A 17,125-nucleotide genomic window follows, 5' to 3' on the forward strand; every position below is an offset into this window, starting at 1 on the left:
ACATTCCTGCCGCGATTCGAAAGCGCGGTGGCGGTGGGATGTGCAAGAATTCGCGCTTTTGCTCATTACGGCCCGCAAGGGTCTTAGGGGAAAATGACCATGAAGAAGATCGCTATCGTCGCCGTCGCCGGCCTCGCTCTCGCCACCGCCGCTTGCTCGCAGCCGGCTGAAGAAGCCGCCACCGAAGCTGACACCACCGCCGTCGCTGAAGAGCCCGCCGCTGAAGAAGCTGCTCCGGCTGAAGGCGATGCCATGGCTCCGGCCGCTGAAGGCGAAGCTGCTGCTGAAGCCGCTCCGGCTGAAGAAGCTCCGGCTGCCGAGTAATCCTTTACGGATTGCCGGTCCCGGCTTCGGCCGGGAAACGGACAGAAAGACCGGTAGCAATCTTCGGATTGCTGCCGGTTTTTTATTTTGTCCCTAGCCCCGACAGGCCGAGATCAGGAACTCGACATTGCCCTGCGGCCCGGTGATCGGGCTTTCCACGATCCCGGCGACACACCAGCCAAGCCCTTCAAGCCAGCCGCGCACTTCCTCGCACACGCGCTGATGCAGCGCCGGATCGCGCACTACCCCGCCCTTGCCCACCTCCTCGCGCCCCACTTCGAACTGCGGCTTGATCAGCGCGACCAGCTGGCACTGCGGCGCGGTGAGGCGGAGCGGCACTTCCAGCACCTTCGACAGGCTGATGAAGCTCGCATCGCACACCACCCAGTTGCAGGGACGGTTGATGTGGTCAGACGTGAGCAGCCGGGCGGAGAGCTGTTCGAGCACCGTCACCCGCGGGTCCTCGCGCAGCTTCCACGCGAGTTGGTTGGTGCCGCTGTCGACACAGAACACATGCGCCGCGCCGTGGGTCAGCAGGACATCGGTGAAACCGCCGGTGGAGGAGCCGATATCCATCGCACTCGCGCCTGCTGGATCGAGGCCGAAATGTTCGATCGCGTGCGCCAGCTTGATCCCGCCCCGGCTGACCCACGGATGATCGCGCCCGCGCACCTCCAGCGCCGCATCCTCGGCGATCTGGTGGCCGGGCTTGTCGATCTTCGTCTCGCCCGCAAACACCAGCCCCGCCATCACCAATGCTTGCGCCCGCGCACGGCTTTCGGCGAGGCCGCGCTCGACCAAAAGCTGATCGACACGGCGCTTTTGCGCTTTCGGGGGACGAGGTGGGTGGTCAGGCATGGACAACCACAGCCTCTAGCGCGCAAAGTGCAGGCATGAAAGCTGCTCTCCTGTCGATCGTTCTGCCCGCTCTTGCACTTGCGACCCACGCCCCTGCGCCCGCCCCGGTTGCGCTCCCGCTTTCAATTCTCACGCCTGCTCCGCTGCCAGTGGTGCAGGCCATGCCGAACGATATGTGGATGGACGCGCCAGCGACGCCGGGGGAGTGGCGCTATGAAATCAACGGTGAGGGATCGGCAGCGCTGTTTCTTGATGACCGGCAAAGTGCGAGTTTTTCGCTCTGGTGCGAGGCTCGGTCAGGCAGTGTTGCGCTTGTGCGCTATGGCACCGCACGGGAACCGCACGTCATTACAGTGCGCAGCGAGACCACCACTCGCAGCATATCGGCTGAGCAGACCCAAAGCCCATATCCCTATCTGGTCACAGCATTGAGACCATCCGACCCGCTGCTCGATGCGATAGCGCTGTCCAAGGGTCGCTTTGCGGTCGAGGTCGATGGCCTCCCGCCGCTCTACCTCCCCAGCCATGCCGAGGTCAGCCGCGTGATCGAGGATTGTAGATAAGGGGACATAGGCACGACCTGAGCGGATCGGTCGCGCAGCGACCGCAAGCGCGACCGCGCGCCCGCAGGCGCTCGATCCTGCAAGGATCGAAACGCGCCGAGGACGTGCCCGCGGAGGCGGGCACGCTCACAAGGACTCCCGATTCCATACATTAATATCCACAGGCCCATGCACAGGACATCCCCAATCTGTCCACACCCCGGCCCTGAAACGAAAAACGCCCAAGGAAACCCCGGACGTTCAGGCCGCAGTGTTACGCGGCGAGGAATGAGTATGACGGCGGAAAAGATTATTTCAAGACTTGTCTCGCCCCCTTGGATGACTCACATTGCTGCTTGAGGCCAGCGGCGAACGCGGCTCTCGGCCCCCGGTGAAACGCGGGGTCTGGCTCACAAGCGCGAAAGGAGGTGATCCGATGTCTCATGGTTCAGTAGCGAGGTCGGTGAAGATCCCTACGGAGCATACTCGGTAATTCTCCATCTGAGTAAGGCTACGTGAGCGGCACTTCCGGCCGCTGACCATGTCAAGGGCGTCTCCACCGACGGGCTGGAGACGCCCTTTTCATTTTTGGTTTTTTTCGCCCTCAAACGCCGGGCGGCGGACGTCCGTCCGCCTTGGCTTCGCGGCATAAGCCGCGGCGGGCGGTCGCCCTTGCGGGCCTGCGGCCCGTTTGATCCTCCCCTTCAGGGGAGGGGGACCATCCGCAGGATGTTGGAGGGGCGGGCGCCGTTGCTTCAATAGTCATCTTGCCCTGAGAGGCGCGCAGGATTAGGCGCGTGCCATGCAACTCACCCGCCTGCCCCACCCCTCGCCCACGCCTGACGCCACCCGCGAGAGCCTGATCGCCGATCCGGGCTTCGGCACCGTGTTCACCGATCACATGGTGATGATCGATTATGACGAGGCGGCAGGCGGCTGGCAGACCCCGGTGCTGGGGCCGCGCGAGCCGATCGCGCTCGATCCTGCCGCCAGCGTGCTGCACTATGCGCAGGAGATCTTCGAAGGCCTCAAGGCCTATCGCCACCCCGATGGCGGGCTCGGCCTGTTCCGGCCCGAGGCCAATGCCGCGCGTTTCAACGCCTCGGCCGAACGGCTCGCCATGCCCGCGCTGCCGGAAGAGCTATTCCTTGGCGCGATCCGCGCGCTGCTGGAAGTCGACGGCAGTTGGTACCCGGCGGTCGAGGGCGGCTCGCTCTACCTGCGGCCCTTCATGATCGCGACCGAGGCCTTCCTCGGCGTGCGTCCGGCGAAGAAGTACAAGTTCATCGTCATCGCCTCGCCGGCGGGCAACTATTTCAAGTCGGGCGCGAAGGCGGTGAGCATCTGGATTTCCGACTACACCCGCGCTGCCCCCGGCGGGACGGGCGCGGCCAAGTGCGGCGGCAATTACGCCGCCAGCCTCGTGCCGACCGGACAGGCCTTCGCCAAGGGCCACGATCAGGTGCTGTTCCTCGACGCCGCCGAGCACAAGTGGGTCGAGGAGCTGGGCGGCATGAACCTGTTCTTCGTGTTCGCCGATGGCACCGTCGTCACCCCGCCGCTGACCGGCACGATCCTGCCCGGCATCACCCGCAACTCGCTGATCACCCTGCTGACCGAGCAGGGGCTGAAGGTGTCGGAGGCCCCCTATTCCATCGACCAGTGGCGCGCAGATGCGGCCAGCGGCCATCTGGTCGAGGTGATGGCCTGCGGTACGGCGGCGGTCGTCACCGCGGTGGGCAAGGTCGCGGGGCCGGATGGCGAATTCACCATCGGCGCAGGCGGGATCGGCCAGACCACCGCCGCCTTGCGCGAAACGCTGGTGGGCATCCAGACCGGCCGGATCGCCGACACGCATGGCTGGGTGATGCGGGTGTAATCCTTATCGGCGCCCGGCGACGGTGCCGACGAAGAACAGCTCGTTCGCCCCGTCAAAGTTCTGATCGAGCCGATAGTTGAAGACATAGGCGAATTCGCTGCCCTGCGGGCCGAAAAAGCCGCCGTCGATGCTGCCCAATCCGCCGCCGGTGTCGAAATTGCCGGCCAATCCGGACGTCGCCTCGTTCAGCCCTCCGCTTCCCTGATAGGTGCCGATGCGGGTGGGTGTGCCGCCGAAACTGGTGTCGACGGCAAAGGAGAAATTGGCGTTGCCGGTCGTCAGGTCGACGACCAGCGCGGCCTCGGTGCCGTTGATGGTGCCGATCCGCAGCGTGCCGTTGCGGGCATCGAAGACCGTCCCGCGCACCTCGAATCCGGTGAAGGTGACCGTCGGCCCGGGGGGCAGATCGGTGTTGATCGTCGGCACGCCGGTGACGCAGAAAGCCTGAGTGCGGGCCTGCGTGCCGGTGGTCTCATCCCCCTCGATGTTGATGAAGGCCCCGCGGGTATAGACGAAGCCCTGGCCGCCGACGACGGGTGTGGCGATAAAGAAGTTCTCGGTCGCCCCCGGGGTTCGCGGCGAAGGCTTGGTGTAGCGGATCACGTTGGGATCGGTCTGGGTCTGCAAGGCGCTCGGCCCGAAGACGCTGCTGACGTTGTTGGGCGTGAAAACGCGGTAGGATTCGGTCGCCTGTGTGAAGGTGATGAGCCCGTTATTGCCGAAACTTGCAAAGCCCTCGACGCCCGGAACACCCAGCGGCGGACGACCGACATAGGCGGTGCATCCGACAGCCAGCGAACGGTCACCGGTTAGATTGGCGAAGGGCGTGTAAGTCGGCGACGGGGTTGGCGATGGCGTCGGCGTGGGGCTTGGTGAGGGACTGGGTGTCGGCGTCGGGGCCGGGCCTGACGAAGGCGGCGGCCCGCCTGAATCGCCGCCCCCGCAAGCACTCAAAGCGAGCACGAGCGCCAAACTGGCGCCATTACGAAGCCTGCGACCCATTTCCATGTCCCCCCCAATCAATACAAGCGCGTCAGCTAACACAATGCCAACTGCGGTCAATCCAGGTCTCTGTTGAAATTGCAGAAGTTTACACAGCTTTCCCAACCCATCAGAGCGACGGCAAGACGCCGCCACATAACGCGGCATTGTCACAGGCGCGCCACCCGCGATAAGAGCGCGCATGGCCCATTTGCCCTGCCACGTTGCCGCGCTCTACCAGTTCACGCGCTTCGACGATCCTCACGCCCTGCAAGCCCCGCTGCTCGCCGCCTGCGAGGCATTGGGCATCAAAGGCACGCTGCTGCTCGCGCAGGAAGGGATCAACGGCACCATCGCCGGAACCGACAATGCGCTCGCCGCGGCGCTCGGCCACATCCGCGCGCTGCCGGGCTGCGCCGACCTCGACGTGAAGTTCTCCGCCGCGCCCGCCACGCCCTTTGGGCGCCTCAAGGTGCGGGTAAAGCGCGAGATCGTCACTATGGGCGAGCCGGATATCGACCCTACCTTGAGCGTCGGCACCTATGTCGATCCGCAGGACTGGAACGCGCTGATCGCTGATCCCGATACGCTCGTGATCGACACCCGCAATGATTACGAAGTGGCGATCGGCACCTTCGCCGGAGCGGTCGATCCGGCAACCCCCTCCTTCCGCGACTTTCCTGCCTGGTTCCGCGACAATCGCAAGGAATTGCTGGCAGGCAAGAAAAGGATCGCGATGTTCTGCACCGGCGGCATCCGCTGCGAGAAATCGACCTCTTTTCTGCGGTCGGAAGGCGTGGATGCGGTCTATCACCTCAAGGGCGGCATCCTCAAATATCTCGAACAGGTGCCTGAAAGCGAAAGCCTGTGGCAGGGCGAATGCTTCGTCTTCGATGAACGCGTCAGCCTCGGCCATGGCCTCGCCCAAGGCACCCACACCCGCTGCCAGCCTTGCGGACGGCCCTTTCCGGTGGGCGAGGCTTGCTCGGTGTGCGGGCCGTGAGCCTGCCGGTCCTCTATTCCTTCCGCCGCTGCCCCTATGCCATGCGGGCGAGAATGGCCTTGTGGGCGGCGGGGGTGACGGTGGAACTGCGCGAGGTGAAGCTCGCCGCCAAGCCGCCGGCTCTGCTTGCCGCCAGCCCCAAGGGGACTGTGCCGGTGCTGGTTCTTCCCGATGGAACCGTGATTGACGAAAGCCTCGACATCATGCGCTGGGCGCTGGCGCAGGACGATCCCGAAGGCTGGCTGGCGGGGGACGACACAGACCTGATCGCGGCGAACGACGGGGTGTTCAAGCACCACCTCGACCGCGCGAAATATCCGGGGCGCTATGACGAGGACGGCGTTACCGATCACCGCGCCGAGGCCCTCGCCCTGCTGTCGCCGCTGGAGGCGCGGCTGGCTGAGGCGCCCTTCCTGTGCGGCGAGACCCGCAGCCTCACCGACATCGCGCTGCTGCCCTTCATCCGTCAGTTTGCCGCGATTGATCCGGCGTGGTTCGCCGCGCAGTCCTTGCCGCATCTGCTCGGCTGGCTCGACGGCCTGCTCGCCTCCGACCTGTTCGCCGCCGTCATGCCCAAGTTCGCTCCGTGGGCCGAGGGCGATGCGCCGGTGCTGTTCGGGCCTTAGCCCCCCAACCCCTCCCGGAACGCATCGACCAGCCAACTCGCCGCCGGCCCCAGCCGCGTGTCGCGCCGCCACAGGGCATTGAGGCCGTAATGCGCGCCGGGCTTCTCCGGCAGGTCGAGCTCCACCAGCGCGCCGCTCGCCAGATCATCGGCCACCATCGCGCGCGGCATGTTGCCCCAGCCCAGCCCCTCCTTGAGCAGCGAGTGCTTGGCCCCCAGATCCCCCAGCCGCCATGTCAGCGGACTAAGCACGGAGAATTCGCGGCCTTCGGTCAGCGGCGAACGATCGGTGAGCACCAGTTGCAGGTGACGGCGGCTTTCCCCCGGCGTCACATCCGGGCGCGCCAGCGGGTGCGCGGGCGCAGCAACGGGTATCAGTTCAATCTCGCCCACCGCCTGACGTTCGAGTGTGGGCTGGTCACCGATCACCGGCCCGCCGATGGCGAGATCGGCCCCGCCCTCGATCAGGCAGGCCGCGACCGCGCCGAGCCCCTCGATCCGCAGGGTGAGCGCGCAGGTCGGGAATATCAGGCGGAAAGTCCCCAGCACCCGCGCGGTGACCTCGCCCGGCACCATGACATCGACCACCAGCGTCAGCGAAGGCTCCTGTCCGGCATGGAGCGAACGGGCCTTGGCAAGCAGCGCGTCCGCCCCGTCGGCCACGGCCCGCGCCTCGGCCAGCAGGCCAGCCCCCGCCGCTGTCAGAACCGGACGGCGCGATCCTTCCCGCTCGAACAGGCTAAGGCCAAGCTGCGCTTCGAGCTGCGCAATACCGTAGGAAATCGCCGAGACCGCGCGCCCCATTGCCTTGGCCGCGCCGCCGAAGCTGCCCTGTTCCGCCACGGCAAGGAAGATGCGCAACTGATCGAGGGTGGGTTCGCCGAGTTTCACTTCACTGTCCCCATCCGTTCGTGTCGAGCGCAGTCGAGACACCTGCGCTTTTGCCTCTCGACTACGCTCGAGGCGAAAGGGGAATGGTGAGGCACGGCAGTCATCAGGCGTTTATGTTCGGATAATCTGAACATCTTGGCAAGTTTTATCGCACTTATCCGTTCACATCCGCTCGCCTATCTTCGTCTCAACGCAAGACAGGAGACACCCCATGATCGAACTCCGCCCCTTCAATACCCTCGGCGCTGCCAACCACGGGTGGCTGGATGCGCATCATCACTTCTCTTTCGCCAATTACCATGACCCCGCCCGCGTCCACTGGGGCGCCCTGCGCGTCTGGAACGATGACAAGATCGCGCCCGGCACCGGCTTTCCCACCCATCCGCACAGCGACATGGAGATCATCACCTATGTCCGCACCGGCGCGATCACGCACCGCGACAGCATGGGCAACGAAGGCCGCACCGAAGCGGGCGACGTGCAGGTGATGAGCGCCGGGACGGGCGTGCGCCATTCGGAATACAACCTCGAAGGCACCGACACGACGCTGTTCCAGATCTGGATCATCCCCGACGCGCGCGGCGGCGAGCCGAGCTGGGGCGCGCGCCAGTTCCCCAAGGACGACCGCAACGGCGCCTTCGTCCCGCTCGCAAGCGGGGCGGCGGATGATGATGACGCGCTGAAGATCCGTGCCGATGCCCGCGTGCTCGGCGCGACCATCCGGGCAGGCGAGAGCGTGACCTACACGCCGCGCTCGGCCGATCGCCACCTCTACCTCGTCCCCGCCACCGGCAAGCTGCGGATCGGCGATGTGGAAGCCTACGCCCGCGACGGCGTGGCGATCACGAAGCTGGCAAGCATCACCATCACCGCGCTCGAAGACAGCGAGGTGGTGCTGGTCGACGCGGCCTGAACCTTTCCCCGGAGCCGGCCGGTTCCCCCCATCCCCTCTCCACTGGCCGGCTCCACCCCCTCTCAACCTCGAAGGATCAACACAATGAGCAACATCCTCTACCTCACCGCCAGCATCCGCTCCGAGGCCCATTCCGTCTCGCGCGGGCTCGGCCAGCGGCTGGTCGACGGGCTTGCCGCGAAGACCGGCGCGAGTGTCACCACCCGCGATCTCGCCGCCAATGATCTGCCTTTCGTCAGCGCCGAACGCTTCGCCGCGAACCTCACTCCGGCCGCCGAGCGCACCGCGGAGCAGGCGGAGCTTGCCGCCATCGCCGACACGCTGATCGCCGAATTGCAGGCCGCCGATACCATCGTGATTGCCAGCCCGATCTACAATTTCGGCCCGCCCGCCGTGCTCAAGGCCTGGGCCGATCTGGTCGCCCGTGCCGGAACGACCTTCCGCTACACTCCGACCGGCCCGGAAGGTCTGCTGACCGGCAAGACTGCCTATCTCGCGATTGCCTCAGGTGGCACCCCGGTGGGCGCCGACTTCGACTTCATGAGCCGCTGGCTGACGTTCTTCCTCGGCTTCATCGGCATCACCGATGTCGAAGTGGTCGCCGCTGACGGGATCATGGGTCAGGACGGCGAGGCCAAGATCGCCGCCGCGCAGGAAGCTGCGCAGAAGCTGGCGGCATGATTTTTTGGCCCTCCGCCAGCCCGCCTTCGCTGGCGCTTCGGTGCCTGCCAGACCTCGGTTAGACGCCGGTCAGACCCCTGCCAGACCCCCTCCAGACCCCGGTCTGCGAGGGGGTTTCACGTGGAACACGGCGCCGCTCAGAGCTTGGGCCGCATCAGCTGCCATTTGAAGATCGTGCGGCTCGGGCGGATGACGATGATCGCCACCCCGATCAGCGCCATCGTCCCGCCGACGATCAGCGGCCAGTGGATCGTGTCCCCCGTCAGCCATGTCCCGAAGGCAATCGTCAGCAGCGGGGTCAACAGGGTCAGCGGCACGATCAGGTTCGCATCATGGGCCTGAAACAGCCGGAAATAGGCCGAATGCGCGCCGACCGAAACCACCACGCCGGCGAACAGGACACAGCCCGCCACGGCCAGCGGCGCAGCGGTAACTGCCTCTATTTGCCCGCTTTCCAGCACCAGTGACCCCGGCAGCATCACCCCCAGAGAGGCCAGCGCCGCCCAGGCCTGAAGGCTCACCGCGCCGACCTCCAGACGCTTTACAAAGACCGAGGCGAAGGCGCCGATGAAGACCCCGGCAAAGGCGAAGCCGAGGCCCACCGGATCACCCGCCTCCGACGGCGCGCCGATCGCAAGGCCCACGCCCCCCAGCGCCAGCGCCATGCCGAGGCCCCGCCGCCAGCGCACCTCCTCGCCCAGAAAGAAAATCGCAAACAACACGGTCAGCGGCGCGCCCGATAGGTTGACGATCCCCACGGCCGAAGGGCTCGCGGTCTGCAAGCCTATGAATTGCAAGCCGAAGCTCCCTCCGGTGATGGCAAATCCGATCAGCAGCACCAATCCCAGCCGCGCCGGCCGCCCGCGCATCAGCAGCGGGAACAGCACCGCCAAGACTACGCCCGAGCGCAGCACGGTATAGAACAGCGGCGGCAGGCCAAGGCTCGATACCGCGATCTTTGAGACCACGACATTCATCGCCCAGGCCACGTTGCAAAACAGCATGATCCCGAGCGCGGAGAGAGGCAGGCTTTTTGGCATCAGGCAGGCAGGTTTCGCGCCACCTCGTCAGGCAGGGCTTCGCGCAGTTCCTCGCGCCACACCGTTGCCACCGCATCGGACGGCGCACGCCAGTCACCCCGCGGCGAAAGTGCGCCCGCCGAGGAAACCTTCGGCCCATTGGGCAGTGCCGAACGCTTGAACTGCGAAAAGCCGAAGAACCGAGCACAGAACTTGTCGAGCCAGCGCGCTATGGTGGGAAGATTATATGCGTTTTTAGAGGTTTGCGGGAAACCAGCCGGCCACAGTCCGCCATTCGCATCCTTCCACGCATGCCACGCGAGGAAGGCGACCTTCGAGGGACGCTGGCCGTAGCGGATCACGTGGTGGAGGAAGAAGTCGTTCAATTCGTACGGCCCGATGATGCTCTCGGTCGACTGGATCGCCCCGTCCGCGTCGGGCGGCACCAGCTCGGGGGAAATCTCCGTCGCCAACACATCGCCCAGCACTTTCCCGCAAGTCTCGGTGAACTGGCCGGTGCTGATGACCCAGCGGATCAGGTATTGAATCAAGGTCTTTGGCACGCCTGCATTGACCCCGTAATGGCTCATGTGGTCACCTACGCCATAGGTGCACCAGCCGAGCGCCAGCTCGGAAAGATCGCCGGTGCCGACGACAAAGCCGCCATGCTGGCTGGCGAGGCGGAACAGGTAGTCCGTGCGAAGCCCGGCCTGCACGTTCTCGAAGGTCACGTCATGCACCGGCTCGCCGCCCGCAAAGGGATGGCCGATGTCTTCGAGCATTTTCAGCGCCGCCGGACGAATGTCGATTTCGTCCGCGGTGATCTCCATCGCCGTCATCAGGCGGTGGGCGTTGGCCCTCGTCCCCTCCGAGGTGCCGAAGCCGGGCATTGTGTAGCCGCGAATGGTCGTGCGCGGCAGGCCCAGCCGGTCACACGCCTTGGCCGCCACGATCAGCGCATGGGTGGAATCGAGCCCGCCCGAAATCCCGATCACGAGGCTTTTCGCACCAGTCGATTCGATCCGCCGCATCAGCGCATCGACCTGGATGTTGAACGCCTCGTAGCAATCCTCGTCGAGCCTCTCCGGCCGGTCAGGCACGAAGGGGAAACGCGCGACCGGGCGCACGAGGCCGATGTTGCCTGCCGCATAGGTGTGTTCGAACACGATCCGGCGATAGGTGTCAGCGGGGCTCCCGGCCCATTCCGCAGCGTCGGCAAAGGTCTGGTTGCGCATCCGCTCCGCCGCCAGGCGTTCGGTGTCGATATCGACAACGCACAGCTCGCCTGTCCGGTCGAACCGCTCCGACTGCGCGAGCAGATCGCCCATCTCGTAGATCACGCCCTGCCCGTCCCACGCGAGATCGGTGGTGCTCTCGCCGTGACCGCTGGCCGAATAGACATAGGCCGCGATGGCGCGCGAGGCCGAGGAGCGGCAGTGCAGGTGGCGATCATCCGCGCGCCCGATGGTGACGGGCGAGGCCGAAAGGTTGCACAAGATCAGCGCGCCGGCCAGCGCGGCCTGCATCCCCGGCGGCACTGGCGCCCAGAAATCCTCACAGATTTCAACGCCGAAGCGGAAGCCGGGGAGATTGGCGGCGGCAAACACCAGATCGGTGCCGAACGGCACTTCCTCGCCCGCCACCCCGATCCAAAGGTCGGTGCAGCCGCGCCCATGGGCGAAGTGCCGTTTTTCATAGAACTCGCGATAATTGGGCAGAAAACTCTTGGGAACGACACCCAGAATCTGTCCGCCTGCAATGACCACCGCGCAGTTATAGAGCTTGTCTGCCCGCCTGAGCGGGGCGCCCACCACCAGCACCGGCGTCAGCTCCGCTGAAGCAGCCACCACCTCGGCCAGAGCCTGCTCGACCCGCTCGATCAGCGCGTGCTGGAGCAGAAGATCGTCAATCGCGTAGGAGGATAGGGTCAGTTCGGGAAACACGACCAGATCGACGTTCGCCTCATGAGCCTTCCTCGCCTCGGCCAGCACGCCGGCCGTGTTGTGGGCGACATCGGCGGTGCGGCTCGCAGGCGTCGCGGTTGCCACGCGCACGAAGCCATGGTCATGGCAGTCGAAGAAGGGGTGCGAGGTCTCGCTCATGATGCTTCACGCGCTCCGGGTGGGCCTTGCCACAGGCTCTAGCGGCTAATCCTTGCCGTTCCTAGCAGCCCCCCAAAAAGTCCTGCTTCGCGCGCCCCAAGCCAATTTGCTGTCACCGGCGCTTGCGGAGCGGCGAAGGAGGCTTCAAGTGTCCCCCACATCATCAAGGAGCCGCACGCCATGGCCGATGCCACCTACACCCCGCCCGCCGTCTGGAGCGCCGACACCGTTTCAGGCGGGCGCTTCGCCAGCATCAACCGCCCGACGGCGGGCGCGCGTGAGGAGAAAGAACTCCCGCTCGGCGAAAACCCATTCCAGCTCTATTCGCTCGCCACGCCCAACGGGGTGAAGGCGACGATCATGCTCGAGGAATTGCTCGAAGCCGGACATAACGGCGCGGAATATGACGCCTGGACAATCAACATCGGCGCAGGCGAGCAGTTCGGCAGCGGGTTTGTCGACATCAACCCCAATTCCAAGATCCCCGCCCTGCTCGATCGTAGCAACCCGCAAGCCCCGTTTCGCGTGTTCGAGAGCGGCGCGATCCTTGTCCACCTGGCGGAAAAGTTCGGGATGTTCCTCCCCACCGATCCGCAGGCCCGCGCCGAGGTGCTGAGCTGGGTGTTCTGGCAAGTGGCAAGCGGCCCCTTCATCGGCGGCGGCTTCGGCCATTTTTACGCCTACGCACCCGAAAAATACGAATATCCGATCAATCGCTATGCGATGGAAACAAAGCGGATCTTCGACGTCGCCGACCGGCGGCTGGCGGAGAGCCGGTTCCTGGCGGGCGACGAATACACCATCGCCGACATCGCCAACTTCCCGTGGCTTGCCCCCTTCACCGAAGGGACGATCTACAATGACGCAAAGACTTTCCTCAGCATCGACGAATACCGCAACGTCGCGCGCTGGGTGGCCGAGATCAAGGCCCGCCCCGCCGTGCAGCGCGGGCGGATCGTCAACAAGGTGTGGGGCGATGAGGACACGCAGCTCAAGGAACGCCACTCCGCCGCCGACTTCGCAGGCAAGCGGCTCGATTAGGTGCAGGCACGAAAAAAGGGGGCAATTGGCTGTTTTCGCCCCCTTCACAACGCCGTTGGAGCCGTTATAGAGCGCGGCTCTTGCTGGGGCGTAGCCAAGCGGTAAGGCAGCGGTTTTTGGTACCGCCATGCGAAGGTTCGAATCCTTCCGCCCCAGCCACGAACATTTTCCGCCTTATGAAGCACCGCGCTGCTGAACTGCAATCGCCTTGAGGCCATCCGCATCATTGCACGCGTAACTGCTCGACACAGCAGGGCGCTTCGATCAGTTTCTGTGCAATGACGCTCATCCCCCTTGAACGGCCTCGGGTTCGGTCCACCGTGCCGTGGATCATTGTGTCGCTTGCCGGTGTGATCGTACCAGCCCTAGCCCTGCTGCTGCTGTTTGGCACGCCAACCGCTCCTGCAATGCTTGCTCTGGCAGCCGGGCCGGTTCTTGCGATTGGACTGATGGGCGCAGGCATGATTGCAGCCGCGACCGACGGGCGGCTGTGGGTGGGCGTTCTGCTGGCCTTGCTGTCGGGGATGGTGCTTAGTGTGGTGGCGCGGACGCTTGGGTTGCTGCCCTTGCCTGACCCGGTTTCGGCCACGCTCGCGCTTGTCATTGCCAGCGTCAGCTTTGCTGCAAGGGGCGCGCTGTTTGCCAGGTCTGCTGCCGAGCGAGGATGGTGGATCGCCGTTGCGGTGGTTGCAGGCGAGGCGGCGATCGTGGTGACTGCCTGGGCCAAGCCCGATGCCTTGCCGCAATGGCTTTTGGCACTGCTTCCAGCGCAGTGGGCAACCACTGCGATCCAGATGGCGATCAGCGGTTCAGGCACCCGTGGAGCGGTCCCGGCACTGGTGGCGCTGGGCGGCACGGCGGCAACCACGCTGCTGGTGGCAATGCTGTGGCCACGCCGCTGGCCCTATCTCCTGATGTTCTCGGCATGGCTCGGCCTGTCGGCACTGGTTTATCATCAGCCTGCACCGCCAGAACCCATCGAAGCGGCCAGGACAGTCAGAGGTTCTTAAGATCATTCGGCAAGACTGCGGCCTCCAGCCCTTGAAGGATGCCGCACATGTTCCGGTCCGCAAAGATCCACGCTCTCGCCGCTGTTGTTGCCCTCGGCGCGCCTGCGACCGCCAAGGCCAACGTCATCGAGGGGACCGCCGAGGTAATCGACGGGGATTCGCTCAGGGTGGGCGGCAGCGAGGTGCGGCTGTTCGGGGTCGACGCCCCAGAATTCACTCAGACCTGCTACAGCGACGGAGCGCCGGTCGCCTGCGGGATTATGGCCAAGGAGGCGCTGGAGGGCATGATCGGCGGCGGCCGACTGGTCTGCACGCCGCAGGACACCGATGCATTTGGCCGCGTTGTCGCCCGCTGCAGGACATCTGGCGTCGATGTCGGCGATGCACTTGTAGCTTCCGGATGGGCCACGGCCTTCAGGCGCTATGGTGATGATTATATCGCCGCAGAGGCCCGCGCCCGGGCATCGCGCGCGGGGATCTGGCGATGGGATTTCCAGCGTCCGGAGGACTTCAGGGCAAGCCAGCAGTCCGCACCAGAGCCCCGACGCACCACTCGTACCGGTACGCTGGCAATCGCGGCGCCGCGCCGGTACGAGAGCGGCGGGATGTGCAGGATCAAGGGCAATCATTCACGCCGGGGCGACTGGATCTACCATCTTCCGGGCATGCCCTATTATGATGCAACTCGCGCCGAAGTATACTTCTGCACCGAAGCGCAGGCTCAAGCAGCCGGTTATCGCCGGGCAATTGTGCGATAATCGGCAGCAGCACGCGCTCGACCTAATGGTCGGCGCGATCGAACCTTGTGGCTGAGCCCTTACGATTGTTCCGAGGGATGGTCGCAACATCGTAAACGCGGCGTCGTGTGTTGTGTCTCCTCAACTGCGAATCTATCCAGAGCCGGGATGACCTCCCTTGTCGGGCTGCGCAGGATCGGCCAGCCCGGTAAGCCCCAGCGGCACGTAATCGCCAATGGCAAGCTGTTCAAAGACGCCCATTCCCGTCTCGCCGTCAGTCCCTTCCACCCGGCAAAGCATCTGTACGTGAAGATTGTCCGGTCGGGCGGGATCGATGCTAGCAAGATCAATATCCTCGCGCTCCACCTCCAGTTCCCCGTGGTCGAGCCCATGGCCCCATTTGGGCGAGGTATAGCCCAGCCCTCGCATCTGGAATCGGGCAAGCGGCGTCAGGCGGAATTGCTCAGCGCCGACCGTCAATACGCTCGACCCCGGCCACCGGCTGCCAGCAACAAGGGTAGCTGCCATCTGCGGGGCGTGGTGCTCGATGAAGCTTGCGACCCCGCCGCCATCCGGCGCAATCACCGCACGCGTGTTCCAGGCCGTGCCATCGGCATGGGCGTTGAGGTGAAAGAACAGGCTGCGCCCCGGCAGGTTGATCGGAGTCCACTGCCAGAAGAACTGCGGCACTGCGCGTCCGGCGAATTGCGGATCAGCCGCGCCGATGGGCCGCACACCCCAGCTGCGATCGCGCGTCCCCATTGTGCCAGAGGCCAGCACCTCGCGTGAACCGTCCACTTCAATCCAGCCGGTATAATGTCCGTTCTGGGTAAGGCGGGTGTAATCCATCACCGTTCGCGGGCCGATGCGCCAGGTGAAGCGTGGCTCCTCGATCGGGAAGGCGCGCCCGGCAAAGGTGATGTCGGCGGCAATCCCCTCGCCCTCGACCATCAGACGAAGCGACTGAAGTGGCTCGACAATTTCGATACGGACAGGCCCGCACTCCAGCCCCATGCGCTCCATCCCGAGCCGGCGACTGGCGTGGAGGCAATGCTGCACGCCGTCTCGAACAACGCAGAAATGCGCGTCCGCCACGTCGAGATGCGGATAGACCCCGAAGGCCGCGGCAAAGAAGCTGCTGCCATCAGGCGCATAGCCGTTGAAGAAATAGCGGTCGTAGAAATTGCGATCGGTCCCCGCATAGGCGACCGGATCGGGAGTCTGGTGGATCGGGTAATCATCCCCGCGGCTCAGAGCCATCGCATCATCCCTTTTTCAGCATGGCAAGGCTGTCGTGCTGGCAGGCCAAAGCGCAGGCACCGCGGGCCATCGACAGGAAATTGTCATCGCCCCGTTCGGTGCGCACAACGAAGGCGGCGCTGAACACGGCAGTCGAGACACCGTGGAGCGCTCCTACCACATAGTCGCGCCAGATTTCCTCCACGCTGAGTGGTACCCCGCGCGCGGTCATTTCAGCGCAGTAAAGCTCGAGCAATTCGCGTTCATGCGTGCGGCGCAACACGTCCCCGATCCCGCAGCCGAGGAAATAGCCTAAATCTGTCAGACCATTACCGACAGTAAGCGTCTGCCAGTCGAGCACGGCGATCGGCTCTGCTCCGCCCTTGATATCGAACAGCAGATTGTCGAGCCGGAAGTCGCCATGGACCAGGCTGGTCTTCTCTACCGCCCGGTCGGTCGTGGCGGTGATCTCTGCCAACTCCTCGCATAGTGCCATGTATTCAGGTTCCAGCACCCCGGCGTAACGCTCGCGGAAGATGGCCTGAGCCTGAGGGTAGAGCGCCTTCACCTGTGCAGCGGCAGTGGGATCGGGCTGGAGCCAGTCAGCATCGAGGATCGCCGGATTGTGCCAGCTTGGCGCGTGGAGCGCTGCGGCCTGACGCACGCCTTCGCGCGCATCCTCCAGCGAGCATCCCGCAATCTGGTTCCCACCCCGCGCCGGACCAAGATCTTCAAACAGAAGGAAAAACGTCGCCCCGTCCGGCGCTATTTCGGCAAACAGGACCCGGGGGGTGCGCACCGGCAATTGCGGCGCAAGCTCGCGGTAGAAGCGCACTTCCTTGGCATAGAGCCCCAGCATCGCCGCTGTGCCGCGGCTGGTGGGATCGGCAGCAGCGAACTTGCCCGCCAGGGTCACCGGCCCTGCCTCATCGCCAAAATCCAGGGTGAAACGCACCGAGTCGCCCACCTGCCCGGTGCCGATCGGCTCCCAGTGCCAGTCACTTGGCGCACGGCCCAGCACCGCTTCCCACCAACCGGGGGTGATTGCGTCCGGGTGCGCCGGAAATCCGTTCATTTCGTCCTCTCCCGCTTACGGGATAGGCAGCACAGCCGAGCTCGGCAATGGGCTTGGCGTGTTTCACATGAAACACCGCGCAAGCGCGCGCGGGAGGGGGTCTGGACGCGGGCTAAGCAGGGTCTAAACGGAGCAAGACCCGATCAAGCGGAGGTTTGACACCGGGTAAGACGCGTTTGGCTCTGGCCGGGCGAGGAGGTTCAGA

At 65.0% G+C, this 17,125-nt stretch carries 17 protein-coding genes and 1 tRNA gene; 11 read left to right on the plus strand and 7 right to left on the minus strand.

The features are described 5' to 3' along the window. Positions 1-99 precede the first annotated feature (99 nt). Positions 100-324 carry a hypothetical protein gene (locus tag CHX26_RS12785; protein WP_104943426.1) on the plus strand — a complete coding sequence of 75 codons (225 nt, stop codon included), beginning with the start codon at positions 100-102 and terminating at the stop codon, positions 322-324. 93 nt (positions 325-417) lie between these two features. Here the strand turns inward: CHX26_RS12785 and CHX26_RS12790 are convergent, their stop codons facing one another. After that, a complete protein-coding gene (locus tag CHX26_RS12790; RefSeq protein ID WP_104942694.1) occupies positions 418-1,182 on the minus strand; it encodes a TlyA family RNA methyltransferase in 765 nt (254 codons plus the stop codon). Between the two features lie 35 nt (positions 1,183-1,217). Between CHX26_RS12790 and CHX26_RS12795 the strand changes: the two genes are divergently transcribed. Together CHX26_RS12795 and CHX26_RS12800 are read left to right on the plus strand one after the other, a co-directional pair. After that, positions 1,218-1,745 (plus strand): hypothetical protein, encoded by a 528-nt coding sequence (locus CHX26_RS12795; protein WP_146107737.1) that lies wholly within the window; start codon positions 1,218-1,220, stop codon positions 1,743-1,745. A 781-nt stretch (positions 1,746-2,526) separates the two neighbouring features. Then, positions 2,527-3,603 carry a branched-chain amino acid aminotransferase gene (locus CHX26_RS12800; RefSeq protein WP_104942696.1) on the plus strand — a complete coding sequence of 359 codons (1,077 nt, stop codon included), beginning with the start codon at positions 2,527-2,529 and terminating at the stop codon, positions 3,601-3,603. A gap of 3 nt (positions 3,604-3,606) precedes the next feature. Here the strand turns inward: CHX26_RS12800 and CHX26_RS15985 are convergent, their stop codons facing one another. Then, complete coding sequence (locus tag CHX26_RS15985) at positions 3,607-4,605, minus strand: hypothetical protein (RefSeq protein WP_199797834.1); 999 nt, start codon at positions 4,603-4,605, stop codon at positions 3,607-3,609. A 181-nt stretch (positions 4,606-4,786) separates the two neighbouring features. Here CHX26_RS15985 and trhO point away from each other — a divergent pair, with 181 nt between their 5' ends. Further along, complete coding sequence (gene trhO / locus CHX26_RS12810; protein WP_104942698.1) at positions 4,787-5,587, plus strand: oxygen-dependent tRNA uridine(34) hydroxylase TrhO; 801 nt, start codon at positions 4,787-4,789, stop codon at positions 5,585-5,587. Then, positions 5,584-6,213, plus strand: a complete 630-nt coding sequence (locus CHX26_RS12815; protein WP_104943427.1) for a glutathione S-transferase — start codon at positions 5,584-5,586, stop codon at positions 6,211-6,213. Before trhO ends, CHX26_RS12815 begins: the two co-directional genes overlap by 4 nt. Here the strand turns inward: CHX26_RS12815 and CHX26_RS12820 are convergent. Next, positions 6,210-7,103, minus strand: a complete 894-nt coding sequence (locus CHX26_RS12820; protein ID WP_104942699.1) for a LysR family transcriptional regulator — start codon at positions 7,101-7,103, stop codon at positions 6,210-6,212. The genes CHX26_RS12815 and CHX26_RS12820 overlap by 4 nt on opposite strands. A gap of 211 nt (positions 7,104-7,314) precedes the next feature. On the opposite strand from CHX26_RS12820, the gene CHX26_RS12825 reads away from it, so the two are divergent. After that, complete coding sequence (locus tag CHX26_RS12825) at positions 7,315-8,016, plus strand: pirin family protein (protein ID WP_104942700.1); 702 nt, start codon at positions 7,315-7,317, stop codon at positions 8,014-8,016. 84 nt (positions 8,017-8,100) lie between these two features. Next, a complete protein-coding gene (locus CHX26_RS12830) occupies positions 8,101-8,697 on the plus strand; it encodes an FMN-dependent NADH-azoreductase (RefSeq protein ID WP_104942701.1) in 597 nt (198 codons plus the stop codon). A gap of 137 nt (positions 8,698-8,834) precedes the next feature. Here the strand turns inward: CHX26_RS12830 and CHX26_RS12835 are convergent, their stop codons facing one another. After that, positions 8,835-9,701 carry a DMT family transporter gene (locus CHX26_RS12835; protein ID WP_233997156.1) on the minus strand — a complete coding sequence of 289 codons (867 nt, stop codon included), beginning with the start codon at positions 9,699-9,701 and terminating at the stop codon, positions 8,835-8,837. Positions 9,702-9,736: 35 nt separating this feature from the next. Further along, positions 9,737-11,818 (minus strand): NAD(+) synthase, encoded by a 2,082-nt coding sequence (locus CHX26_RS12840; protein WP_104942703.1) that lies wholly within the window; start codon positions 11,816-11,818, stop codon positions 9,737-9,739. A gap of 180 nt (positions 11,819-11,998) precedes the next feature. Here CHX26_RS12840 and yghU point away from each other — a divergent pair, with 180 nt between their 5' ends. The 4 genes from yghU to CHX26_RS12860 all read left to right on the plus strand — a co-directional run bounded on the left by yghU (position 11,999) and on the right by CHX26_RS12860 (position 14,627). Continuing rightward, complete coding sequence (gene yghU / locus CHX26_RS12845; RefSeq protein ID WP_104942704.1) at positions 11,999-12,859, plus strand: glutathione-dependent disulfide-bond oxidoreductase; 861 nt, start codon at positions 11,999-12,001, stop codon at positions 12,857-12,859. Positions 12,860-12,943: 84 nt separating this feature from the next. Then, positions 12,944-13,018 (plus strand) — tRNA-Gln (locus CHX26_RS12850). A 119-nt stretch (positions 13,019-13,137) separates the two neighbouring features. Next, positions 13,138-13,869, plus strand: a complete 732-nt coding sequence (locus CHX26_RS12855; RefSeq protein ID WP_104942705.1) for a hypothetical protein — start codon at positions 13,138-13,140, stop codon at positions 13,867-13,869. A gap of 47 nt (positions 13,870-13,916) precedes the next feature. Beyond that, positions 13,917-14,627 carry a thermonuclease family protein gene (locus CHX26_RS12860; protein WP_104942706.1) on the plus strand — a complete coding sequence of 237 codons (711 nt, stop codon included), beginning with the start codon at positions 13,917-13,919 and terminating at the stop codon, positions 14,625-14,627. Between the two features lie 132 nt (positions 14,628-14,759). On the opposite strand, the gene CHX26_RS12865 is transcribed toward CHX26_RS12860, so the two are convergent. Both CHX26_RS12865 and CHX26_RS12870 read right to left on the minus strand, forming a co-directional pair. Beyond that, on the minus strand, positions 14,760-15,866 hold the full coding sequence (locus CHX26_RS12865) for a hypothetical protein (protein ID WP_104942707.1): 1,107 nt from the start codon (positions 15,864-15,866) through the stop codon (positions 14,760-14,762). 4 nt (positions 15,867-15,870) lie between these two features. Next, a complete protein-coding gene (locus tag CHX26_RS12870; protein WP_104942708.1) occupies positions 15,871-16,920 on the minus strand; it encodes a phosphotransferase family protein in 1,050 nt (349 codons plus the stop codon). Between the last annotated feature and the right edge of the window lie 205 nt (positions 16,921-17,125).

The organism is Porphyrobacter sp. HT-58-2 (assembly GCF_002952215.1).
In the GTDB taxonomy this organism is placed as follows: domain Bacteria; phylum Pseudomonadota; class Alphaproteobacteria; order Sphingomonadales; family Sphingomonadaceae; genus Erythrobacter.